This is a genomic window from Acinetobacter sp. BZX-2 (assembly GCF_055179795.1).
Genome location: NZ_CM143686.1, coordinates 1,290,411 through 1,313,739, shown reverse-complemented (window position 1 = coordinate 1,313,739; position 23,329 = coordinate 1,290,411). Strand labels below are relative to the sequence as shown.

General features: G+C 37.5%; 23 protein-coding genes and 1 tRNA gene. 6 read left to right on the top strand and 18 right to left on the bottom strand.

What is annotated here, in order from left to right; translation table 11 throughout:
• Positions 1-44 precede the first annotated feature (44 nt).
• On the bottom strand, positions 45-1,748 hold the full coding sequence (locus ACY45D_RS06115) for a M61 family metallopeptidase (RefSeq protein WP_463108897.1): 1,704 nt from the start codon (positions 1,746-1,748) through the stop codon (positions 45-47).
• Positions 1,749-1,925: 177 nt separating this feature from the next.
• On the opposite strand from ACY45D_RS06115, the gene ACY45D_RS06110 reads away from it, so the two are divergent.
• The 4 genes from ACY45D_RS06110 (at position 1,926) to ACY45D_RS06095 (ending at position 6,750) form a co-directional block, all read left to right on the top strand.
• Complete coding sequence (locus ACY45D_RS06110; protein WP_463108896.1) at positions 1,926-3,188, top strand: D-alanyl-D-alanine carboxypeptidase PBP6B; 1,263 nt, start codon at positions 1,926-1,928, stop codon at positions 3,186-3,188.
• A 127-nt stretch (positions 3,189-3,315) separates the two neighbouring features.
• A complete protein-coding gene (locus ACY45D_RS06105) occupies positions 3,316-4,602 on the top strand; it encodes an NAD(P)/FAD-dependent oxidoreductase (RefSeq protein WP_463108895.1) in 1,287 nt (428 codons plus the stop codon).
• Between the two features lie 143 nt (positions 4,603-4,745).
• On the top strand, positions 4,746-5,228 hold the full coding sequence (locus ACY45D_RS06100) for an FKBP-type peptidyl-prolyl cis-trans isomerase (RefSeq protein ID WP_120383295.1): 483 nt from the start codon (positions 4,746-4,748) through the stop codon (positions 5,226-5,228).
• A gap of 106 nt (positions 5,229-5,334) precedes the next feature.
• Complete coding sequence (locus ACY45D_RS06095) at positions 5,335-6,750, top strand: cryptochrome/photolyase family protein (RefSeq protein ID WP_463108894.1); 1,416 nt, start codon at positions 5,335-5,337, stop codon at positions 6,748-6,750.
• A 35-nt stretch (positions 6,751-6,785) separates the two neighbouring features.
• On the opposite strand, the gene ACY45D_RS06090 is transcribed toward ACY45D_RS06095, so the two are convergent.
• Positions 6,786-7,244 (bottom strand): hypothetical protein, encoded by a 459-nt coding sequence (locus tag ACY45D_RS06090; RefSeq protein ID WP_463108893.1) that lies wholly within the window; start codon positions 7,242-7,244, stop codon positions 6,786-6,788.
• Positions 7,245-7,490: 246 nt separating this feature from the next.
• Here ACY45D_RS06090 and ACY45D_RS06085 point away from each other — a divergent pair.
• Positions 7,491-7,566: transfer RNA gene (locus ACY45D_RS06085), tRNA-Asn, on the top strand.
• Between the two features lie 290 nt (positions 7,567-7,856).
• Here the strand turns inward: ACY45D_RS06085 and ACY45D_RS06080 are convergent.
• The 12 genes from ACY45D_RS06080 to ACY45D_RS06025 all read right to left on the bottom strand — a co-directional run bounded on the left by ACY45D_RS06080 (position 7,857) and on the right by ACY45D_RS06025 (position 18,062).
• Positions 7,857-8,513, bottom strand: coding sequence for a MiaE family protein (locus ACY45D_RS06080; RefSeq protein WP_463108892.1), 657 nt, complete (start codon positions 8,511-8,513; stop codon positions 7,857-7,859).
• 35 nt (positions 8,514-8,548) lie between these two features.
• Entirely contained in the window at positions 8,549-9,274 is a 726-nt protein-coding gene (pdxJ, locus tag ACY45D_RS06075; RefSeq protein WP_463108891.1) for a pyridoxine 5'-phosphate synthase, read from the bottom strand.
• Between the two features lie 37 nt (positions 9,275-9,311).
• Positions 9,312-10,031 (bottom strand): DNA repair protein RecO, encoded by a 720-nt coding sequence (recO, locus tag ACY45D_RS06070; protein ID WP_463108890.1) that lies wholly within the window; start codon positions 10,029-10,031, stop codon positions 9,312-9,314.
• Between the two features lie 30 nt (positions 10,032-10,061).
• On the bottom strand, positions 10,062-10,250 hold the full coding sequence (locus tag ACY45D_RS06065; protein WP_463108889.1) for an NF038104 family lipoprotein: 189 nt from the start codon (positions 10,248-10,250) through the stop codon (positions 10,062-10,064).
• A gap of 25 nt (positions 10,251-10,275) precedes the next feature.
• Positions 10,276-11,304, bottom strand: coding sequence for a GTPase Era (era, locus tag ACY45D_RS06060; RefSeq protein WP_463108888.1), 1,029 nt, complete (start codon positions 11,302-11,304; stop codon positions 10,276-10,278).
• Between the two features lie 5 nt (positions 11,305-11,309).
• Entirely contained in the window at positions 11,310-12,002 is a 693-nt protein-coding gene (gene rnc, locus ACY45D_RS06055; RefSeq protein WP_463108887.1) for a ribonuclease III, read from the bottom strand.
• On the bottom strand, positions 11,974-12,348 hold the full coding sequence (locus tag ACY45D_RS06050; protein ID WP_463108886.1) for a DUF4845 domain-containing protein: 375 nt from the start codon (positions 12,346-12,348) through the stop codon (positions 11,974-11,976). Before ACY45D_RS06050 ends, rnc begins: the two co-directional genes overlap by 29 nt.
• Before the next feature lie 310 nt (positions 12,349-12,658).
• On the bottom strand, positions 12,659-13,513 hold the full coding sequence (gene lepB / locus ACY45D_RS06045) for a signal peptidase I (protein WP_463108885.1): 855 nt from the start codon (positions 13,511-13,513) through the stop codon (positions 12,659-12,661).
• Between the two features lie 20 nt (positions 13,514-13,533).
• Positions 13,534-15,351, bottom strand: coding sequence for a translation elongation factor 4 (gene lepA, locus ACY45D_RS06040; RefSeq protein ID WP_463108884.1), 1,818 nt, complete (start codon positions 15,349-15,351; stop codon positions 13,534-13,536).
• Positions 15,352-15,522: 171 nt separating this feature from the next.
• On the bottom strand, positions 15,523-16,074 hold the full coding sequence (locus ACY45D_RS06035; protein ID WP_463108883.1) for a GNAT family N-acetyltransferase: 552 nt from the start codon (positions 16,072-16,074) through the stop codon (positions 15,523-15,525).
• A gap of 47 nt (positions 16,075-16,121) precedes the next feature.
• Positions 16,122-16,559 (bottom strand): acyl-CoA thioesterase, encoded by a 438-nt coding sequence (locus ACY45D_RS06030; RefSeq protein ID WP_463108882.1) that lies wholly within the window; start codon positions 16,557-16,559, stop codon positions 16,122-16,124.
• A 105-nt stretch (positions 16,560-16,664) separates the two neighbouring features.
• Entirely contained in the window at positions 16,665-18,062 is a 1,398-nt protein-coding gene (locus ACY45D_RS06025; protein WP_463108881.1) for a Do family serine endopeptidase, read from the bottom strand.
• A gap of 227 nt (positions 18,063-18,289) precedes the next feature.
• Here ACY45D_RS06025 and nadB point away from each other — a divergent pair, with 227 nt between their 5' ends.
• The gene (nadB, locus tag ACY45D_RS06020) at positions 18,290-19,933 is read left to right on the top strand and encodes an L-aspartate oxidase (protein ID WP_463108880.1); all 1,644 of its coding nucleotides are present in this window, start codon (positions 18,290-18,292) and stop codon (positions 19,931-19,933) included.
• Between the two features lie 111 nt (positions 19,934-20,044).
• On the opposite strand, the gene ACY45D_RS06015 is transcribed toward nadB, so the two are convergent.
• The 4 genes from ACY45D_RS06015 to tmk form a co-directional block, all read right to left on the bottom strand.
• Positions 20,045-20,935, bottom strand: coding sequence for an arginase family protein (locus ACY45D_RS06015; RefSeq protein ID WP_463108879.1), 891 nt, complete (start codon positions 20,933-20,935; stop codon positions 20,045-20,047).
• Positions 20,936-20,940: 5 nt separating this feature from the next.
• The gene (locus ACY45D_RS06010; RefSeq protein WP_463108878.1) at positions 20,941-21,921 is read right to left on the bottom strand and encodes a hypothetical protein; all 981 of its coding nucleotides are present in this window, start codon (positions 21,919-21,921) and stop codon (positions 20,941-20,943) included.
• Positions 21,922-22,142: 221 nt separating this feature from the next.
• Positions 22,143-22,565 (bottom strand): PaaI family thioesterase, encoded by a 423-nt coding sequence (locus ACY45D_RS06005; protein WP_463108877.1) that lies wholly within the window; start codon positions 22,563-22,565, stop codon positions 22,143-22,145.
• Between the two features lie 158 nt (positions 22,566-22,723).
• Entirely contained in the window at positions 22,724-23,323 is a 600-nt protein-coding gene (gene tmk / locus ACY45D_RS06000) for a dTMP kinase (protein WP_463108876.1), read from the bottom strand.
• Positions 23,324-23,329: the final 6 nt, after the last annotated feature.

Below are 23,329 nucleotides of genomic sequence, written 5' to 3'. Positions count from 1 at the left end.
GGTTATTAAAAATCGAATGAATACTAATCTAAAATGTGAATCGATTAAGCCTTCAACCATTTCTCAGCTTGAGCTTGATCTACAACATTTAACTCAACAGTGGTTAAATCAATTTCCCCACCTCGCAATTCAAATTGTATAAATTCATCACGGCGGAATGCATAAACAGTAAATGTAGCTTTGTGTTTAGCATATTTTTCAAGTAACTTTTCAGATGCTTTTAAACCATCAATCGCAACAATCACATCATTGGCAGATAGGCCTGCGGCTACGCCCGCACCATCACGACGCGCTTGTTGAATCAGCAGACCTTCAGGTTTTTCTACAACTTTTAAACCAAATGGCAAGGTCTTGTCATTTTTTAAGCTATAGCTTAAACCAAATTCAGGGAATAGTTGATCCAATGGCAATTCATCTGTGGTGTTAATCAAATGATTAATTTGTTCAATCCAATCATCACCTGTCAATTCTTTACATAGGTCAAAAATAGTCCGTTCATTCACCTGAATACCCTTTTGGCTATTTTCATACAAACGGCGCATCAAGGCATCCAAACTTGAACCACGTAAACGCAGCCCTAAATCTAGACACAATGCAACCAAACAGCCTTTGTTGTAATAACTGGTTCCTGCATTATTTGAGTTTTCATCCTGACGGTAGAATTTAATCCATGCATCAAAACTTGACTCAGAAACAGACTGGATAAAACGTCCCGGATTCTGCAAATAACGATCAATTTGCGACTTCAATAGTTTTAAATACGACTCCTGAGAAATCACGCCACTACGATACAAAATCAAATCATCGTAATACGAGGTAAAACCTTCGAAAATCCATAATAAACTGGTATAGCCTTCTTGGTCCAAATCATAGTTCGTGAAATTTTCAGGGCGAATAAATTTAACTAACCACGAGTGAAAATACTCATGACTACATAAGCCTAAGAAACGTTGATAATCCGCAGAAGGCTCAGTCGGTTCATCCACTTTTGGTAAATCATCTCGTGGAGAAATCAGACTGGTGCTATTGGGATGTTCCAAACCACCATAGCTATTGCCTGTTGCCATGGTCATAAAGGTATAGTCTGAAAATGGTGCGGAGCCAAACATTGAGATTTCAGTACTGCAAATTTTTTCAATGTCTTGCTTCATACGTTCAGCATTCATTGCATGCTGACCTGAAACCACAAACTCATGCGGAATACCATTCGCCTCAAAACTGAAACGAGTTTGATCAGCCAATTCAAAAGGTGCGTCAATCAATTGTGCATAATTGTCAGCTTTCAGGGTATAACGCCCTTTGACTAAACTTTTTGATGCTAAACCTGTGGCAATTTGGAAATGTTTGAGTTCATCTGGTAAGAATATTTCCAACTCAATCGGTGCTTGTTCTTGGTCTTGTAAACCTAAACACACACATGCAGGATTGACGTATAAACGTGTTTGATCGACATAAGCACCACGCACGGACAAATCATAGGCATAGACATCATATTCAACCGTAATCAATTCATGGTCTGTGTTATATAAACGCCATTTATTTTTTTCAAATTTATTGATTTTAAGCTGGCGACCATCTTCATCATAAGCTTTGACTGCTTCGATATGTTTCGCAAATTCACGTATTAAATAACTACCCGGAATCCATGTGGGTAAAGAAAGTACCTGTGTTGGATTGGCAAGAAAACGTAAAGTAACATGAACGAGATGCTGACGATATTCGTCAAATTCAATTTGATAATGCAACATAGTGATCTATTTAAAATACAAAACAAAGAAATTACCAATTAGAGTAGCATTTTTTTACAAAGTCATCCGCTGTTAGTCGCAATTGTCTGCAATTTTAACTAGCCTTGTTTTGAAAAAAGGCATAGCATTCGCACAGTTCGTGCGTTCTTGCCATAGGATTGGCTAAAGGTAAATCTGTTGAAAATTCTCGTTTCTTTTATTGCATTACTCAGCTTAATTTGTTCCACACTTGTCAATGCTGCTTTATTAAATATCAATCCTCAAACTGTCGAGGCTGAAGCTTGGACTATTTTAGATACGCAAACGGGTCAAACCCTTGCTGAATATAATAGTCATGTGCAACGCGCGCCTGCATCCATGACGAAAATGATGGTTGCTTATATTGCACTAAAAGAGTTAAAAGCGGGTCACATCCGTAAAGAAGAAATGATCACCGCAACCCCAGTTGTACAAATGGTGCAATGGGACGAATCCCAAATGTATTTAAAACAAGGCGAACAGATTTCAATAGATCAACTGCTTGCTGGTCTTATTGTGATGTCTGCAAATGATGCTGCGGTGACTTTGGCAGAACGTATTTCAGGCAGTGTTCCCGCTTTTGTCGCACGAATGAATCAAGAAGCTCAAGCTTTGGGAATGAAAGACACTCATTTTGCCAATGCACCGGGTATTACCATGCCTGATCATTTTTCTTCTGCGCATGATATGGCACTTTTAGGTCAAGCAGTGACCATGCAAACACCTGAATATTTACATTATTCAGTGATGCCAAGTTTCAGTTATAACCAACACTTTCACCACGCAACCAATTTGGTTTTAAAGTCTGACCCAAGTGTCGATGGTTTAAAAACTGGATTTACCAAAGCCGCAGGTTATAACCTCGCATTAACTGCGCACCGTCCTTCAGGTATTGCTGAATCACCTGACCGCCGTTTGATTGTTGTGGTTATGGGGGCAAAAAGTGCGATTAAACGTGCAGAAGTTGCCCATAAACTGCTTAATCTTGGCTATGCATACACACGTGATGAAGTGATCTTTAAAGATAAACAACTGATTGCTGAATTACCTGTAATCAAATCTACATTGAAAATGTTTAAAGTTGAGGCCAAAAAGCCGCAACTGGTCACAACCTCTTTATATAACGATCCTAGCCCAATTGATTTAATGGCTTTTGATGTGAATAACAGCAAAGTGATGAAAGTAGACTTAAACGGTATTTTGACTGCTGTTGAGCCCTTACAAGAAACACAGACCCATTTAAATGTTGAATTAAATGAGACCTCTTTGACTGCACCACTTGAAAAAATCATGCATTTGGCAAAAGTCAACGTATACCAAAATAATGTTTTAATTCAAACCTTTGATATTGAAGATGAAGTCCATATTGAACAAGCATCATGGTTTGAACGTTTATTAGAATGGATCAAATCATTGTTCTAATTTAAAACCAAGTTTTTTAGTCAGTTTTATTGTATTTATGTAAATTGTAATACAAAAAAAACTCAATTATATAAAGAGGATGGCATATTTAAGCCATCCTTTTTTTATAATAAATCGAGTCTTTTGTATGTCGAATCTACATCATATCGTGATCGTTGGTGGTGGTGCTGGTGGTTTAGAGCTGGTTACTCAGCTTGGTGATACTCTAGGAAAAAGTAAAAAAGCCAAAATCACCCTCGTAGATCAAAAACTTACGCATATTTGGAAACCGCTTTTACACGAAATCGCTGCTGGAACTATGAATCCAAACGAAGAAGAAATGAATTACTATGCCCATGCAGCAAAACACCATTATGAGTTTGTATTGGGTCGTTTTGAACAACTGGATCGTGACAATAAAACCATCACATTAAGCAAAACCCAATCTTCAAAATATGAATCAAACCATGAACAAATCACTTTAGGTTATGACACGCTAATTCTTGCTTTAGGTTCAGTCTCCAACGACTTCAATACACCTGGTATTAAAGAGTTTTGTCACTATTTAGATAGCCGTCATCAAGCTGAAGTTTTTCAACAAGACTTATTACACTTGTACTTAGATGCACAAAACAAAGACGTAGATCGCAACTTACAAATTGCAATTATTGGTGCAGGTGCAACAGGTGTCGAACTTGCTGCTGAACTGGTACAAGCCAAGCAGAATTTTTATAAATATGGTTTAAATAAAATTAATCCAAAAAATGTCAAAATTTCATTGGTTGAAGGTGCAGATCGTATTTTACCTGCCCTTTCAGAAAAAATTGCTGAACATGCAACACAACAATTAGAACGTATGAAAATAGATGTTCTAACTGCAAAACGCGTTGAAAAAGTAGATGCTGAAAAAGTCTATTTTAATGATGGTACTTCGATTGATGCCCAACTAAAAGTTTGGGCTGCGGGTATCAAGACACCTGACGTGATTGCCCATTTAAAAGGCTTTGAAAAAGATCGCATGGGGCGTTTAGATGTCTATGCGACATTGCAAACCAAATCTGATCCAAACGTATTTGCATTTGGTGATTGTGCGCACTGTATTCTAGATGCACGAGAAGCACCTTTAGGGCCACGTGCACAAGTGGCAAGCCAACAAGCCACCTTTTTGGCAGATGCAATGCAAGCACGGATCAAAGGCCGACCACTACCAATGTTCCAATTCTCTGACAAAGGCTCACTGGTTTCATTGAGTAAAAATAAAGCTGTAGGTGAACTCCTTGGACAGGTCAATGTTCAAGGCTTTGTTGCAAAATCGATGTACGTATCTTTATACCGTATGCATCAAGCGACCATTTATGGATATGCACATGCAGGTTTACTGACAGCTAAAGATTTTGTTACACGAAAAATCGCACCAAAAATTAAATTGCATTGAAATTTGATTTTTTGCCCATATTAATGAAAAAATCGTCAAAAAAATGATGAAAATGCAATTTTTTAGTAATTTTAGTCTACAAAAATTGCTTTTCACTTTATGATGTACACTTAAAACTATCGATTATCGAATGGATCAATAACATGACTGCTATTGCAAATAACCACGTAGTTTCTTTCCACTACACGTTGACTAACGCTGAGGGTGAAACTCTCGATAAATCACAAGGTGAACCGCTTGCCTATTTGCATGGTGCAGGTAATATCATTCCTGGTTTAGAAAAAGCTTTAGAAGGTAAAACTGTTGGCGATAAATTCACAGTAAACGTACCTGCTGCTGAAGGTTATGGCGAATACAACCCAGACCTAGTACAAGAAGTTCCTGCGCAAATGTTCCAAGGTGTTGAAAACATCGAAGCGGGCATGCAGTTCCAAGCTCAAACTGATGACGGCGTTCAAATCGTTACAGTTAAGGCAGTTGAAGGCGAAAACGTAATCGTTGATGCTAACTTCCCACTTGCTGGTCAAGACCTTACTTTTGAAGTTGAAATTGTTGAAATTCGTGATGCTTCTGCTGAAGAATTAGAACATGGTCATGTTCACGGTGCAGGTGGTCATCACCACTAAGATCTCACGATCTGTGCGAAAAAGGCAAAGTTTTATACTTTGCCTTTTTTGTATCCATTAAAAATGTATTGTGAATAAATGATTTTAACGTGAATAACTGAATGCTATGCAAAAACAACTGATTTGGTTTAGACAAGATTTACGTATCCATGATCATGCTGCACTCTGGCATGCGACACAGTCTGGGCAAGTCATTGCACTCATTGTCCTTTCTCCAGAACAATGGAAAATCCATGATGATGCACCAATCAAAATTGACTTCTATTTACGCCAAATTCAGCAATTAAAACTCAGTCTTGAAACACTCAATATTCCACTGATCATTCGCATTGTGCCTTTATGGAAAGACATTGCCACAAAAATCGATCAGTTGTGTCATGAGTTGAATATTGAAAATGTACACGCCAATATTGAATGCGGTGTCAATGAACTCAATCGTGATTTTCAAGTACAAAAAAGCTTAAACCAATCTGCACGCGATTTAATTTTGTACCATGACCGCACGATTTTCCCGATCGGTTCAATCCGCAACAAATCCAATCAACCCTATCAAGTTTTTGGTGCATTTAAAAAATATTGCTATGAGCAATTGAGTATTTCTATACCTCAATCTTATCCAATACCAACACCACAGCAAGAGCTTGAGCTGCAAAGATCTGATTCAATTCCTTCTTTAGATGAATTAGGCTTTCAGCTAGAAAATATCAAACAACAATGGCAAGTTGGAGAACAATACGCTTTTGAATTACTTGATGACTTTATTGAGAATAAAATTTTTAATTATCAAACAGAACGAGACTTTCCAAACCTAGAAGGTACAAGTCAACTGTCTGCTTATTTAAACATTGGTATTCTTTCTATTCGTCAATGTTTAAATGCTGTATTTCGAGCGCAGCAAGGACATTTTCATATTGACAATATTGGACAGCAAACATGGTTAGATGAGCTGTTATGGCGTGAATTTTATCAACATATCTTGTTTGATTTTCCACGTGTATCAAAGCATTTACCCTTTAAAATTGCGACACAGAAGATTCAATGGCGTCATGCACCTAAAGACTTAAAAGCGTGGCAAATGGGTCAAACAGGCATTCCTATTGTCGATGCTGGAATGCGTCAATTACAGCACACGGGTTGGATGCATAATCGTGTCAGAATGATTGTTGCTATGTTCTTGACTAAAAATCTATTAATTGATTGGCGCTTAGGCGAGCAATGGTTTATGCAACATTTGATTGATGGTGATTTAGCTGCCAATAATGGTGGATGGCAATGGTGTGCTTCAACTGGAACAGATTCTGTCCCCTATTTCCGTATTTTTAATCCAATGAGTCAATCACAAAAATTCGATCCCCAAGGCGATTATATTCGGCAATGGCTGCCTGAACTTGCACATTTAGATGCCAAAACCATCCATGAACCTTATGCAAAAAACTTGAATCTTGATTTAAATTATCCAAAGCCGATTGTTGATTTAAAACAGAGTCGTGTTCGAGCAATTGAAGCTTTTAAGCAAATTTAAATGACTTAAAAGCTTCTGAATTCTTCACTCAATGATTAAACAGCATGCTTATAGATTTTAAATGGATTTTGTGAATAGGCTTTCGGACGTTCGATAGATTCAAAATAACAGTAATATTTAAATACGCTATCTAATGAAATATAACGTATTTTTTGTTCTAATGCAGACCATACTTGAGCATGATTTGAACCTGATAAAGTACTACCACTCAATTGGAATAGATAGAAATCATGTTCTTTTTGAATGGATTTAGGCTTGAACTGGGCTTCTAAATTGGATAACAAACGATAATTCGAATCGATCCGCCACTTTTCACTAAACCAGAGTTGTAACAAATCACCTAAGTACAATTTTTTCTCAGAGAATGGCCAAACCTCTAAATAAGCATGTTCAACTTCGAGATAATATTGTTCAGGATTTTGTAGAATTGAAAGATAGTTTTCTTGATAAAAAGAAAAATTTGAAAAAATTTTGGGAATAGTAAGCGTATTCATTCGCTGTCTCCTATTTAGCCATTTTAGTGCTGGCAAGTTGGTTAAATCCACACGGTTTAAGCACTGCTTAAACTCACTTTATAAATTTAATCTAGCAAGCTAAATTTTGTATTGCAACCTTTTTGGTAGAGTTTTTTTGAATTTTTGCATTTTCGTTCAAATAAAAAGCATATAACTTAAAAATGCACAAAACATGACATGAAAGGCTTGACCGCAAAGGATATATCCTTATAATCGCATGCAGATTCTCCAATAGCTCAGTCGGTAGAGCGACGGACTGTTAATCCGCAGGTCCCTGGTTCGAGCCCAGGTTGGAGAGCCAAATACTAAAAAGCCCACTCAATACGAAGTGGGCTTTTTTTATAGTAAATTTTATATCTGTCTATGCGATAGTAAACTCGAAGAATCAATCCTCCAACTCAATCAAATCAATAATTTAACAATCAAATCAATAATTTAAAAAGTCATCTACAAAACAACTTCATCATTACTTTGATTTTATAATCTTTTCATTCATATCAATATTTAGATAACAAGAATAATTTAACTTCAATTGAATATCACAGAAATAAAAAAGAAGTGAATCAATCACTTCTTCTTTGTTCACCCAATTTAAGCTACCGCTTTACTCGGCACACCGCTATGGAAGCGGAAAGTATCATCAGGATCGAGAATTAAGTTTTTTTCAACTTCACGAATTAATTCAATCCGTTGTTGAATATCTTCTTCCGGATCTTTCAATTTTGCAGTTTTTGCAACATCCAAAGCGAGCGCAAGATAATCCTCATAGTGGCGAGATTCAGATTTCAACAAATAACGATAATAACGTCCAAGCTCATCATCAACAATCGGTGCTAAAGCATAAAAACGCTCACAAGAACGTGCTTCCACAAATGCACCAATCACTAAAACATCGATCAAAGCTTCGGGTTCGTAAGTACGAATTTCCTTACGTAAACCACCTGCATAACGTCCTGCACTTAAACCCTTCCATTCTTGACCACGTTTGGTCATAAATTCTAAAACTTGCTCATAATGCAACATTTCTTCACGAACAAGTTGTGCTAGTTTGATCTGTAAATCGGTAAAAAAACTATAACGGAACATCAAATTCATCGCTGTTCCAGCAGCTTTCTTTTCACAATTCGCATGATCTTGCATGAGCAATGGGAGATTGTTCAACGCTTCATCCAACCACGCTTTCGGTGTTTCACAACCTAAAAAAGCAATCACAGGTTGCATGAGTTCATCATAATTAATACTAGACATGACCAATATTCAACAACAAAAATTTAAATAAAAAATTAACCTGCAGCGTTTATCGCTGCTTTCATATCTTTCACGGCTTGTTCCAAACCAACGAATACACTTTCCGCAATAATCGAATGCCCAATGTTCAACTCATGGATTTGAGGAATGGCAGCAATCGCCGCAACATTATCAAGATTCAAGCCATGGCCTGCATTGACCACTAAGCCTTTAGATACCGCATATTCAGTGCCTTTAATAATACGCTCTAATTCAACTTTTTGTGCTTCAGCCGTTTCAGCGTCAGCGTAGGCACCCGTATGTAATTCGATGGTCGGCGCACCACATGCAATTGCAGCATCAATTTGAGCAATATCGGCATCAATAAACAAAGAAACATCACAACCAACCGCAGTTAAAGCTTGAGTTGCTGCCTTTACATCTTCGAAATGTCCCACAACGTCTAAACCACCTTCTGTCGTAACTTCTTGACGCTTTTCAGGAACAAAACACACATGATGCGGCTTAATTTCTTTGGCAAAAGCAATCATTTCATCAGTTACGGCCAATTCTAAATTCATTCTGGTTTTTAAAACAGGGCGCATGCGGTGTACATCATCATCTTGAATATGACGACGATCTTCACGTAAATGTAAGGTAATACCTTCTGCCCCTGCTTGTTCACAAATTAATGCAGCTTTAACAGGATCAGGATAAGTCGTTCCACGTGCTTGTCTTAACGTCGCAACATGATCAATGTTTACACCAAGCAATGCAGCCATAACATTTTCCTAATATCAATTATCAATAAATTTAAAATTAACGATTTACAATTTTCGATTGAGCGTTTTGAATCCAAAGCTGACGACTTTTTAATGGTCGATCACCGAGTAATGAAGTAATCATTTGCCGATAAAGCTTTGCGAGTAATTGTAACTGTTCTGCGTTAAAATCCCCACCCTTTTCATAACTCAGCATCGTGAGGATTTGCTGTCCAGATAATGTTGCGGATGAACTATGTGCAACAGGTGTAAAGCCTTCTGCCAATTGGAATTGGTAACGCTGAGTTGCAATGATCTCTTGTTGATTAGAATCATGTGCATAATCCAGGGGATAACCCAACTCTTCCAATAATGCATGTTCGAATTGACGTAAAATTTGCCGAAGAAATAAATCAGCCTGTGAATGCTGTGCCAAATCTTGTAATTGTTGTAAGGTTAAATGATATTGCTCAAACGTTTCAGGCATTGCCTCTTCTAAAGGACAAAGCCTTAGAATGACTTCATTCAAATAAAAACCTGAAAAAAACGCATCACCATAAAAGAAAATGGGTTGGTTTAATATTTCTAGTTTAGAAAAATTCTTAAGTTCAGATTTACCAGAGGCTTGTAAAGTAATCGGTTGGTATTGAGGTGGAGGCGTTTGCCGAAGAATACCATCGACACGCCCATGCTCTTGTGTAAACAAGTGCACAATATGACTACGTTCTCTGTATTTACGATGATGAATTAAATAACCATGCAAAATTTCATTACGCATTGATCAGTGCTTCATCCACTGATTTCACAATTAATCATCATCTTTTTTCTTTTCTTCTTCGTCATCACCATCAGGAATGACTGCACCCACAACTGCGGCTGTACCTTTAACTACACCTTTGGTTACGCCATAAGCAGCTTTAACAGGAACTGTCACAATTTTGGTAATACAGCCTTGCAACATCACTACACAAGCAAGAATTGAAATCACTCGAATCATAACAGCTCCTATTCTTATTTAACGATTAAATATCACTATAACCTAGACTTTTAAGCGCACGCTCATCATCAGACCAACCACCTTTCACTTTCACCCAAAGAGTGAGCATGATCTTCTGTTCGAACATTTTTTCCATGTCGACACGAGCATCCATCCCAATTTTCTTCAACTTAGCACCTTTTTCGCCAATCACAATGGCTTTTTGTCCTGGGCGGTCAACGAAAATTGTGGCATCAATGTAGGTACAAGCAGCTTTTGGACGACCCGTTTTTTCATTAATGGTCGCTTCTTCAGTTTTAAATGATTCAATTTGTACAGTTAAATCATAAGGTAACTCTTCACCCAACTGACGCATGATTTTTTCGCGAATAATTTCACTCGCTAAGAATCGTTCAGATCGGTCAGTCAACTGTTCCAAAGAATATAGTGGCGGTTGGAATGGCAGATATTTTTCAATTGCTTCACGCAAATGATCAAGATTCGCACCACGCAAGGCCGAAACAGGAACGATTTCTGCAAAGTTCATTAATTTTGCACGCTCTTGAATCAACGGTAAAATCATACGCTTATTTTCTAGCGTATCAATTTTATTGATCACCAAAATCACTGGCATTTCAGCATTTTTAAGTTTCTCTAGAACTAAATCATCGTTCTGTGTCCACTTTTGTGCATCTACCACGAATAAAACTAAATTCACATCGCGCAAAGCAGAATGTGCAGCTTTATTCATCATTTTATTGATCGCACGTACTTCTTTTTTGTGCATTCCCGGAGTATCTACAAATATCGCCTGAGATTTTGCACGACTATCAATACCAATAATTTTATGGCGCGTCGTTTGTGGTTTACGTGAAGTAATCGATAGTTTTTGACCCAATAAATGGTTCATCAACGTCGATTTACCCACATTTGGACGTCCAACAATCGCTACAAAACCACTGCGATAATCCGAAGGAATTTCATAACCTTCTGAACTAAAAAATTGATTAATTAACTCATTGCCGCTTTCAGTCGGCTCGTGATCAGCATCATTGTGATCGGAATGTGTATTCATGCAGTTTACTGCTCCAATAGCTTTAAAAAATCCGCCGCAACTGCTTGTTCTGCAAAGCGGCGACTCGATCCCTCACCCATCATTTTAGGTAAGCCATCTACGGTACATTCTACTTTAAAATGTTGATTCGGTGCATCACCCTGAATATCTACGACCTCATAAATAGGGAGCTGTTTTTTACGAGCTTGTAGATATTCTTGTAAACGTGATTTTGGATCTTTCAACTGATCTGTCGGTTCAATGTTTTCAAAATACGGTTCATACCATTTCAAAACAATTGACCTTAACAAAGGCAAATCCTGACAGTCGGTATAAATTGCCCCAATAATCGCTTCTACAGTATCTGCTAATATTGACTCACGATGATGACCACCTGATTTCAACTCACCTGTACTTAAAATTAAACTGGTACTCAATTTTAGATCATTAGCAATTTTACCCAATGCTTCCTGACGAACCAAAGTCGCTCGCATACGTGTGAGACGTCCTTCATTTTCAGTCGGGTAAGCATGATACAGATAATGAGCGATGATCATACCTAACAATGAGTCACCTAGAAATTCTAGGCGCTCATAGTTGTATTTGTGACTCACCGAACGGTGCGTCAGCGCAAGTTGCAATAACTCGTATTGTTTAAACTGATAACCAATTCTGCTTTGTAAGCGAGGATCACTTACTTTCAACTGACCTTTTATCAAAACTCTTCTCGAAAGTGAGGACTATATCGATATTCAGCATGAAATTTTTTCGTACTTCATATTTCTTAGTCACTTGTAAACCATCTTGTGTAGAAACCGTCGCAATATCATCAAATTTGATATCTCTGATATTGTTCATTTGCAACCTTTTGCCAACCTCAGTAGAAAATTTTGAGGGTGTAATATCCGCAGAGCTATTCTTAATTTGCTCTACAATTTGTTGATCAATTGCATGATCGTCCCAGTATAATGGCCATACAGCTACTATGATTTTTAACATAAAAGCTAAGGCAATTATCCCCAATAAAATCCCAATATATGAAGTGCCTTGTTGATTTTTACGCATTTTTTATCCAACAGGTGAAATTAATAGTCCTTCATTTCAATTGAAACAATGACATAGCTTGACCCAGAAAATGACATCAACTATTTCATTTCTTTCAATTGTCCATAAATTTCTTACATTCCTACACAAACACGAGGTTACAAAAAATTTATTAGGCTTATTATCCTTGAAAGTGACCCAACTTGCTAGTTTAAATCATTTATTGTGCTTAATTTTTCTTATGAATCAAAGTCACTCGATAGTTTTAGCAGATAAAAAAAAGGCCAACTTTGATTGACCTTGATTTAAAACTTATTGCGAGAATCAATAATTAATCGATCGCACCATTACGGCTAAACGACGGCATTTTAAAGCCTGGCTCTTTATGCATCCAAACATAAATTGCATGACCTGTTAAGTTCTCTTCAGGTACGAAACCCCAAAAACGGCTATCCGCACTTTGGTCACGGTTATCACCCATTGCAAAATAATGTCCTTTTGGAACAGTGACTTCCCAACTTTCGCCATTTGATTTCACAAAACGATCATTGGCTGTAGCTACATAAGGTAAGTCTTGCTTTTGCTGTGCATAATTAAATGCACTAATCAAAGTATTTTGACCTTCTAATAAGCGCACCAAATGCTTATGCTGCCCCATTTGCTCATAATAATAAATCGACTTAGGCGTATCTAAAATATCTTTTTCACGACTAAATTCAGTTGGAATTTGCTGTACTTTCTGACCATTAATCGTCAATTGACCTTTGTTATATTCAACACGATCACCAGGTAAACCAATAATGCGTTTGATATAGCTAATCTTTGGATTTTTTGGATAGCGGAATACAGCAACGTCACCACGTTGAGGCTCACCAATATTGATAATCTTGGTATTGGTAATTGGTAAACGAATTCCGTACTGGAACTTATTCACCAAAATATAATCACCTGTTTCTAAGGTGGGTACCATAGAGTCAGATGGGATATTAAAAGGCTCAAAGAAGAAGGATCTTAATACCAATACAATCGCTAAAACTGGCCAGAAGTCATATGCCCATGAAATAATGACATTTTCATTCCCTTTACCTTTTGTTGCACGCTGCTTCAATACAAATTTATCGAGTAACCATAACCCTAAAAATACCAGCGTTGCGGGAACGAGAATTAAATTAAAATCAAAATCCATGAGCGACTATACCTCTATTATTATCTTTCTACTTTCAACACGGCAAGGAACGCTTCTTGTGGAATTTCGACACTACCCACTTGCTTCATACGTTTCTTACCTTCTTTCTGTTTAGATAACAATTTCTTCTTACGAGAAACGTCACCACCATAACATTTAGCCAATACGTTTTTGCGCATTGCTTTTACAGTTGAACGTGCAATGATTTGAGCACCAATCGCTGCTTGAATTGCAACATCAAACATTTGACGTGGAATCAAATCTTTCATTTTTTCAACTAAAGCAATACCACGATGACGTGCATCATTACGATGACAAATCATGGCCAATGCATCAACTTTGTCACCATTAATTAACACATCAACCTTAACTAAAGATGAACTTTCAAAACGAACAAAGTTATAGTCCAAAGAAGCAAAACCACGTGAGCAAGATTTCAACTTATCAAAGAAATCCATCACAACTTCAGCCATCGGGATTTCAAAAGTAATCGATACTTGGTTACCCAAGAATTTCATATCTTTTTGCACACCACGACGCTCCATACACAATGTCATTACATTACCCAAGTATTCTTGAGGAACAAGGATGTGACATTCTGCAATCGGTTCACGTAAATCTTCAACGGTTGAACCATCAGGCATTTTAGATGGACTATCGATATAAATCGTTTCACCATTTTTCATTAATGCTTCATAGATTACCGTCGGTGCTGAGCTAATCAAATCTAAATCATACTCACGTTCTAAACGTTCTTGTACGATTTCCATATGTAGCATACCCAAGAAGCCACAACGGAATCCAAAGCCTAATGCATCAGAGCTTTCAGGTTCAAAAAACAATGCTGAATCGTTAATTTGTAATTTATGCAATGCATCACGGAACGGTTCAAAATCACTGGCATCGATTGGGAATAAACCAGCATAGACCTGTGGTTTCACCTTTTTAAAACCAGGCAAAATTTCTACTTCTGGCGTAGTTGCAAGGGTAATGGTATCACCCACTGGCGCGCCAAAAATATCCTTAATCCCTGCAATAACGAAACCAACTTCGCCCGCTTCCAGTATTCCTGTTTCAGTATGTTTAGGATTGAAAATACCCACTGAAGTGATAATGTGCGATTGACCTGTCGATTTCATCAACATTTTGTCGCCTTTACGCACACGACCTTGTTTAACACGTACTAAAGAGACAACGCCTAAGTAATTATCAAACCAAGAATCTACAATTAAAGCTTGTAGTGGTGCATCACGATCACCTGTCGGTGCAGGAATGACATTCACCAAGGTTTCCAAAACACCTTCCACGCCCAATCCTGTTTTTGCAGAACATGTTGGTGCTTCAGTCGCTTCAATCCCAATAATTTCTTCAATTTCATGAATTACACGTTCAGGTTCAGCCTGCGGTAAATCAATTTTATTGAGTACAGGAAGAACCTCAAGACCTTGCTCAATTGCGGTATAACAGTTTGCAACCGACTGGGCTTCAACGCCTTGCGCTGCATCGACAACCAATAATGCACCTTCACAGGCAGCAAGTGAACGAGAAACTTCATAAGAAAAATCGACGTGTCCTGGGGTATCAATAAAGTTCAACTGATACTCTTCACCATTTGGATGCGTGTAATACAACGTAACCGATGCCGCTTTAATGGTGATGCCGCGTTCACGCTCAATATCCATTGAGTCAAGGACTTGCGCTTGCATTTCACGTGCTTGCAATCCGCCACACATTTGAATAAAACGGTCTGCAAGCGTCGACTTGCCGTGGTCAATGTGAGCAATAATACTGAAATTACGGATATTTTTGATATCGACGGATTTTTTAGCTTGCGCCATGGGCTACCTTGAACATATAAATTGCGCTATGTATGAAGTTAAAATCACATAGCAAAGCTGATAAATAAATTGCGATGGATTATAGCAGAATGCGGTTATAGAAAAACAAATATATTGTTCTGAATAATGAAACAGTTCATCACAAATAAATTTATGCTCAACAAGCATGGCTCATTCGAGCGAAAGTTTAAAAATCAGCCGTGATGACATTTCCAAATTTAAACCAGTCTGCTGATCTATATTCAATTTAGTTTGGTGGAATCCATGTTTCGAAAGAAGTTGTATTGATTTATCATTTTCGGCATACACTTCTACAATCACGAAACTGATTTTTTTAGAAAATAATAAGTTTTCCTTGAGATGCAAAAGCATCCGACTCAAAACTTCTGACATATAACCTTGTTGCCAAAAATCAGGATGTAAATCATACCCAATCACTACACCATATTGACCATCAAGTTCGATGATTCTATTTACCCCAAAACTGCCCATCAGTTTTCCAGATTTCAACCGAATCGCATAACGATAGCCCTGTTGATTTTTAAAGCGTTCATGCATTTTATCAATCAAATCTTGAGCTTGATGAATTGATGTAAATTTGTTTACATCATAGAACTCAACGACTGCATCATTTGAAAATATTAAAAAAATGGCCTCAGTATCTTCATGTTTTAAATCATTTAAAATCAAACGCTGCGTTTCAATTATTTCCAACTGGCTCATAAATCCCCTATCTACATCAATATAATCAGACCTTTAAATCATTGATATTAACCCACAGTAAATGGATCTATTTCGGCATCAATAGGTTGATAGGCTTGAATAAACGTCGGAGACATACGCTTAGGCCGCCCCGTAGCAATCTCAATACATGCCCATTTGGTATTGCCTGTAAATAACAAGTTATGATCTTTCGCATTGAAAAATGCATACTGGCGAAATGAATATAATGCATTGATATCATACAACCATGTCCGCAATATGATTTCATCATCTAACAGCGCAGCCTTACGATATTGAACATGATGTTCAACTGCCACCATTGCATGCTTCAATTCTAAATATTGTTCTAATCCCACACCTAATGCTTCGATATGGGCAGATGCCACATCTTGCATCCATTGCACATACACCACATTATTCACATGACCCAAAACATCGATATGTTTTGGTTTTACTTTGATTTTTAAATCAAACACTGAACTCATGTGATCTTTCCTTTTCACGCTATCTCTAAAATTGCATTATTTTTACATAAAAAAGCCACTCAGAGAGTGGCTCATTTGCTATTTCAGGTAGAACATTCAAATATTTTATTGAATGCGTAAACCGACCATTGCATGTTGACCTTCACGTACAATGGCTACACGAGCAACTGTATTTTTTTGCAACTCAGAAACAGCTTCAACAAAATCGTTTGGTGTATTAATTTTCTTACTATTCACTTGGGTAATGATATCGCCCGGAATAATACGTGATTGAGCAGCTAAACCACCTGTTGTGACATCTTCAATAAATACACCACCTTTCAGACCCAATTTATTCTTTTCAGGTTCAGATAGACCACGAATAGCCACACCTAAAACAGGTCCTTTACGTGGTTTAGTCACTGCTGTTGAGTCATTTTTTGCAGGAGTATCATCAGGTGCTGCGGCTAAAGTTGCAGTAATCACTTTTGGTTTATCATCACGTAAAACTTCTAACTGAACCGATTGCCCTGGCTGAGTACGATTTAAGTAATTGAGTAACTCTCCAGTACGTGAAATTGGCGTACCATTATATTTCATAATCACGTCACCAGCTCTAAAGCCTGCTTTAGATGCAGGAGAGTCAGGTGTAACTTGGGTAATCAATGAACCTTCAGGTTTATCCAACTTATAAGCTTCAGCTAAATTACGATCAATGTCTTGCAACATAATGCCAAGGAAAGAACGAGTCACTTTACCATTCTTTTTCAGTTGATCGACAACATCCATTGCCACATCGATAGGAATAGAGAATGACAAGCCCATATAGCCGCCTGTACCACTAAAGATACGCGAGTTCACACCAACCACTTGACCTTGTTGGTTAAACAGTGGGCCACCTGAGTTCCCTGGGTTTAAAGCCACATCTGTTTGGATAAATGGAACGGATGTTTCACCCATCATGTTACGAGATTTTGCACTGACAATCCCTGCGGAAGCTGAATAATCAAAACCAAATGGCGAACCAATCGCGAGTACAGGCTGACCGACTTTAAGCTGATCTACATTACCAATCCCCAAGGATGGATAATTATTGCCTTCAACTTTAAGCAAAGCGACATCTGTACGTTCATCACTACCCACCACTTTCGCATCAATTTCACGACGATCGTTCAACATGATCGTTACTTTAGATGCATCCTCAACCACATGATGGTTGGTGAGCAAGTATCCATCTTTACTGATAAAGAAAGCACTACCATAAGCGGTCTTTTCTTGTGGCGCACGTTGTTGTGGAATAATGATCTGATTGCCAAAGAAACGCTTGAGAATCTCAGGTACTTGTTGCTGTAACAACTCTTCTTGAGACAATTTTTTAACAACATTCACGCTCACAACAGCAGGACTGACTTGTTCAACCAAATTAGAAAAATCAACCGGTGTTGAAGCTTGTACTTGTGATGTGACTGCAGCGATAGAAAATACTGCTGCATACATTCCTTTTTGTATTAGACCATTACTCATTTATCACGAACCTACGAATTATGTTTTTTTGCTTGAAAAATGTTTGTAACATATTATTTGATGTATTTGCGTAATAATATGTTTTCATTTTTTTATAAAACAAGACTTTACTTAATATTAGCTTAAAACAAAATTTATGATGCATTTAGACTAAAATCTGAACCCTGTGACTATTGTATTTTCTTGAAAAAAAGAGTGTTATTAGCAGACTTTTTTCAAATTAGCTGATGGACATGTCTAATTTAAACACAACACATCAATTTGATGTGATTATTGTGGGCAGTGGTGGTGCTGGCTTAAGTTTAGCTTTATCGTTACCCGAACACTTCAATATTGCTGTTTTAGCTAAATCGACCTTGACCGATGCAAGTACTTATTTTGCTCAAGGTGGTGTAGCTGCTGTACTTGATGAAACTGATTCTATTCAACAGCATATTGATGACACAATGATTGCAGGCGCACAACTTTGTGAGCTAGATGCTGTGAAGCAAACTGTTGAAGGTGGTCGTCCATCCGTAGATTTCCTACTCAATCATGGTGTGCAATTTACATTGGATGAAGATGAGCAACTGCATTTAACGCGTGAAGGTGGACATTCTCAACGTCGTATCATTCATGCAGCAGATGCGACAGGAAAAGCCATTTCAACCACGCTGGTACAAAGAGCACAAGAAAAACAAAATATTCATATTTTTGAAAACTTCATTGCCATAGATTTAATTACAACACATAAATTAGGCGATAAAACGGCAACTAATCGTGCTGTTGGACTGTATGCGCTTGATGAAGCCAATGAAAAAGTTCATACCTTTTTAGCACCATTCACTGCTTTAGCGTGTGGCGGTGCAATGAAAGCTTATTTATATACTTCAAATCCTGATATTGCGACTGGTGATGGTATTGCAATGGCCTATCGTGCAGGCTGTCGTGTTGCTAATATGGAATTTAACCAATTCCACCCAACTTGCCTATATCATCCGCAAGCACGTTCATTCTTAATTACTGAAGCAATGCGTGGTGAAGGTGCTTATTTGCGTTTACCAAATGGCGAACGTTTCATGTTGCGTTTTGATGAACGTGCCGAACTTGCACCTCGCGACATTGTTGCACGTGCAATTGATTTTGAAATCAAACGTTTAGGTATTCGTCATGTGTGGTTAGACATTACGCATAAACCTGCTGATTTTGTCAAAGAACATTTTCCAACACTCTATGCCCGTCTTTTAGAATTAGGTATTGATATCACCACAGATATGATCCCTGTTGTTCCTGCGGCACATTATACTTGTGGTGGCGTGGTTGTAGATGAAAATAGCCAAACTGATCTAGTAGGTTTATATGCAATAGGTGAGACATCTTATACAGGGCTACACGGTGCAAACCGTATGGCAAGTAATTCATTACTAGAATGTTTTGTTTACGGCATGAGTGCGGCAAAAGATATTGAAGCCAAATACAACACAACATTTGAGGTACCTCATGTACCTGAATGGGATGCTACTCAAGTCTCTAACCCTGATGAAGATGTTGTAATTTTGCAAAACTGGGATGAATTACGCCAAACCATGTGGAACTACGTCGGTATTGTACGAACAACCAAGCGTTTACAACGTGCATTGCACCGTATTGAAATGCTCAAAAAAGAAATTACTGAGTATTATCAAGACAATCACGTGAGTAAAAATTTGATTGAACTACGTAATTTAGTGATGGTTTCCGAAATGATTGTCCGTTGTGCGATGCAACGTAAAGAATCACGAGGTTTACATTACACCTTAGATTATCCTGAGCTTTCACCAGAATTACGTAAAACCGTGCTTACACCGCCAAACTTTGCTGTAGAAACACCTTTAGTGAATGAAAGTGTTTAATTTTAATAGAATTAGAGTTAAATTCTTTAATCTTTGATTCTCAAAAAGAAAAGGTATCTTCAACAAGATACCTTTTTTAACTCTTAGATTAGCATTTAAATTTCAATTCATTTAAGGTTTTGTTTTTACTTCTTTAGGATAATAAATTTGATGTGCTGTTTCAAAAGTCTGCACATGTAAGTGTACCAAATCATCTAAATCTTGATAACCACCTGCCAAAACGAACATGATCGGGATTCCCTCTCGCTTCGCCATATTAAAAACGATTTCCTCTCTTTTTTTAATCAATTCAGTGCTAAACCAAGATGAACCATATGGGTCTGCCTGATGGCAATCCATACCTGCTTGATAAATAATAATATCGGCTTTCCATTCTTCTGCACGCTGAAAAGCTTCATGTAAAGCAAACATATATTGTGCAAAACTACCATTTTTAGTATGCACATGCCGACTTTCAGCACGCTCATAAGTCGGATAACCAAAAGCTAGGCCATAAATACTAAAATTATATAAATTGTCGAATCTTCGGGTAAATTCAGCAGTTCCATCGCCACCATGTTGGTCACAATCAAGAACAAATATTCTTTTATTGGGATACTGTTGGGCAATTAAAGCCAGTCCATTAAAAGTACAATATGATCCACCATACTCATAAGCTGCATGATGAAATCCTTGCGCAATATTCGCGGCAATACCATGCTCAAAAGCCAAAGCTGTCGCCATCAACTGCCCTGAGTTGATGGTTAAAACAGCATCTCTTAACTGCTCATTCCAAGGTTTAAACCCAGCAAATGTCGCTAACTTTTTAGGTTCACCTGTCAAAAATGCATCCACATATTTAGGTGCATGCAATGCTCTTAAAATTTCAGGATCAATCGGTTGCGGTTCGTGAAATTTATAATCATCAAATTGCTTTAATTTTTCAGCTACTGCAACCAACTTCTCCATACTATTGGTATGTGTTTCGGCGAAATAGTTTGGCGAAAAACAAACATTTAACATATAAATTATCCGAGACTGAGTGCTCTTAATTGTGATGTTGCGACATCATTTAATTGTTTTAACAGCGTTGTGCCTGGGCTAAAAAGACCATTATTCACTTGTTGCTCAAAATGCGTTGTAAAGGCACGTTTACGATTTTCAGGTGAAATCGCCAAGGTCGTCAATCGCAAAAACCAAAAACCCTGAATCGCTTTGTAAGGAATAATGTACCCCTTAAATTCTTGATTCGGTGTTTTATCTTCGATCTGTTCAATATCATAATCCACTGAAAATAAAGAACCGACAGGAATACGGATCCCATTCATAATCAATGGTTGTAAATTGATACATGAATGATTATCCCCCATATTCATTTTTTCAATGAGTAGCGGACGATTTTCTTCATCAACAAAAATATTGATTGAGCCTTGTCTCAACATCGAACCATGTGCAATTTTAAGGAAAAACGTTTCAGCCATAGGGCAAGAACCAACCTTGGGCTTTTCATTCAAGGTCTGTATTTCTATAAAACCTGTTTCTTTCGCTGTTTTAGGCAAAATAACATCTTCTAACATGCTACAAATGATTTTACTTTCTTCAAGCTGAGCATGTTGTGAAACTTTTCTTAAATTTTCTTGAACTAAAATTTCTTGCTCAACGAGGTCTTTAAACTCATCATTTTTTGCAGTAGCCAAGAAATCACTAAGAGATGGATTGTGATCTAGATTATGCCAATCTTCGATGTCTAAACCATATGCATTCTTTTGGTCGATTATTTTCTTTAATTTTTTAAAATCGTAATCTTTAAATATTTTTAAATCAGTCGCTTCAACAGAATCACGTGGAAAATTGATGAATTCCGCCAAAACTCGTGTAGCCTGCGTATAACCACAACCACGGCGTTCAGTTTGATGTGAATAGTGTTCATTTAACATTTCTGTCAGTTTGTCTGATAAGGGAAAAACCTGTTCCTTAAACAAATGAACAACTTCATGATCTAATGACATCTTAATCATTCCATACAATTATTAAATATTAAACTTAGAATTTGATTTCCATTTATTATGAACAGCTTAGCATTGTGAATATAAGAGTACAATTATAATAATAGGTTTGCTATACCAACCCCAGAATATCAATACTTTTCATGCTTATTTCAATAAGCATGAATGCTCAAGGATTGTTTAAAATAATATAGGACAGCAGAACACCAAAAACACGATTAAACCTAGCCTATGCTTTGCGGTGGAATTGAATACGTACCAGTGACATGTGCGACAGGATCTTCTGAATCTACAGAATAAATCCACACTTCCCCTACGACCAACGCCTTACCCACTTTCATTAATTTGCATACACCGCGCAGGTCAGTTCCACCTGTCGGTTTACGTAAAAAATTAATGTTCATATTGGTGGTTACAGCTAAACCAATTAAACCAATTTCTCCCATGATTGCGACATACAATGCAAAATCAGCCAATGCCATCATAGTTGGCCCTGAAATCGTTCCTCCAGGGCGTAAATCTGCTTCAGCAACTTTCCAAAGTAAAGTTGCGCCTTTATCCGTCACTGCTTCAATTTCACAGCGCTCTAAGCTTGGACTAAAGAATTGTTGTAGAAACTGTACGATTTCTTGTTTTGAACTTTTCATAAAATAATGTCTTTTATATCCCTATTGCCCAGACAATATAAAGACATTTGATATTGAATACATTAGCAATTAAGTTAAAAATTTACACCACAAATAACTTAATTTGTCACTTGTTTTGAATGCTCACCTAGGATTTAAAATAGGTCGTATTTGCCTACCTATTTTAAATAATCAATTGCATCTGCAAAAACTTGCTCTGGAGTTTGGGTTGCATCCAAACGTTTCATTCGTTGCGAATCACGCATATGAATTTCTGCAAAACCACTGCGCACAGATTCAAAAAACACCAGTTTTTCTTGTTCAAAACGATCTAATGCACCACGCTCACGTGCGCGCGTCATACCCAATTCAATCGGTGCATCGAGCCAAAAAGTAATATCAGGCATGCGTACAACAAAATTTTCATTTAAAAGCTGTAGCTTGTCGCGACTCAAGCCACGACCTGCACATTGATATGCAAAACTAGAGTCGACAAAACGATCGCATAATACGATCTTCCCTTCCCCCAATGCAGGAACAATCACGTTCTGTAAATGTTGTGCACGCGCTGCATACATTAAAAGCAACTCTGTATCATTACTCATTTGTTCATCGTGATTCACCGAAAGCAATAATGAACGAATTTGCTCCGCTAAAGGTGTGCCCCCCGGTTCACGGGTTAACACAACATCTTTACCTTGTTGTTGAAAATGATCAAATAATTTGCGAATGAGGGTGGTTTTTCCAACGCCTTCTGTACCTTCAAAGCTGATAAACATACTCAT

Coding starts and splice junctions, on each gene's coding strand:
- ACY45D_RS06115 (WP_463108897.1), bottom strand. CDS start 1,748: ATGTTGCATTATCAAATTGAATTTGACGAATATCGTCAGCATCTCGTT.
- ACY45D_RS06105 (WP_463108895.1), top strand. CDS start 3,316: ATGTCGAATCTACATCATATCGTGATCGTTGGTGGTGGTGCTGGTGGT.
- ACY45D_RS06100 (WP_120383295.1), top strand. CDS start 4,746: ATGACTGCTATTGCAAATAACCACGTAGTTTCTTTCCACTACACGTTG.
- ACY45D_RS06095 (WP_463108894.1), top strand. CDS start 5,335: ATGCAAAAACAACTGATTTGGTTTAGACAAGATTTACGTATCCATGAT.
- ACY45D_RS06090 (WP_463108893.1), bottom strand. CDS start 7,244: ATGAATACGCTTACTATTCCCAAAATTTTTTCAAATTTTTCTTTTTAT.
- ACY45D_RS06080 (WP_463108892.1), bottom strand. CDS start 8,513: ATGTCTAGTATTAATTATGATGAACTCATGCAACCTGTGATTGCTTTT.
- pdxJ (WP_463108891.1), bottom strand. CDS start 9,274: ATGGCTGCATTGCTTGGTGTAAACATTGATCATGTTGCGACGTTAAGA.
- recO (WP_463108890.1), bottom strand. CDS start 10,031: ATGCGTAATGAAATTTTGCATGGTTATTTAATTCATCATCGTAAATAC.
- ACY45D_RS06065 (WP_463108889.1), bottom strand. CDS start 10,250: ATGATTCGAGTGATTTCAATTCTTGCTTGTGTAGTGATGTTGCAAGGC.
- era (WP_463108888.1), bottom strand. CDS start 11,304: ATGAATACACATTCCGATCACAATGATGCTGATCACGAGCCGACTGAA.
- ACY45D_RS06050 (WP_463108886.1), bottom strand. CDS start 12,348: ATGCGTAAAAATCAACAAGGCACTTCATATATTGGGATTTTATTGGGG.
- lepB (WP_463108885.1), bottom strand. CDS start 13,513: ATGGATTTTGATTTTAATTTAATTCTCGTTCCCGCAACGCTGGTATTT.
- lepA (WP_463108884.1), bottom strand. CDS start 15,351: ATGGCGCAAGCTAAAAAATCCGTCGATATCAAAAATATCCGTAATTTC.
- ACY45D_RS06035 (WP_463108883.1), bottom strand. CDS start 16,074: ATGAGCCAGTTGGAAATAATTGAAACGCAGCGTTTGATTTTAAATGAT.
- ACY45D_RS06030 (WP_463108882.1), bottom strand. CDS start 16,559: ATGAGTTCAGTGTTTGATTTAAAAATCAAAGTAAAACCAAAACATATC.
- ACY45D_RS06025 (WP_463108881.1), bottom strand. CDS start 18,062: ATGAGTAATGGTCTAATACAAAAAGGAATGTATGCAGCAGTATTTTCT.
- nadB (WP_463108880.1), top strand. CDS start 18,290: ATGGACATGTCTAATTTAAACACAACACATCAATTTGATGTGATTATT.
- ACY45D_RS06015 (WP_463108879.1), bottom strand. CDS start 20,935: ATGTTAAATGTTTGTTTTTCGCCAAACTATTTCGCCGAAACACATACC.
- ACY45D_RS06010 (WP_463108878.1), bottom strand. CDS start 21,921: ATGTCATTAGATCATGAAGTTGTTCATTTGTTTAAGGAACAGGTTTTT.
- ACY45D_RS06005 (WP_463108877.1), bottom strand. CDS start 22,565: ATGAAAAGTTCAAAACAAGAAATCGTACAGTTTCTACAACAATTCTTT.
- tmk (WP_463108876.1), bottom strand. CDS start 23,323: ATGTTTATCAGCTTTGAAGGTACAGAAGGCGTTGGAAAAACCACCCTC.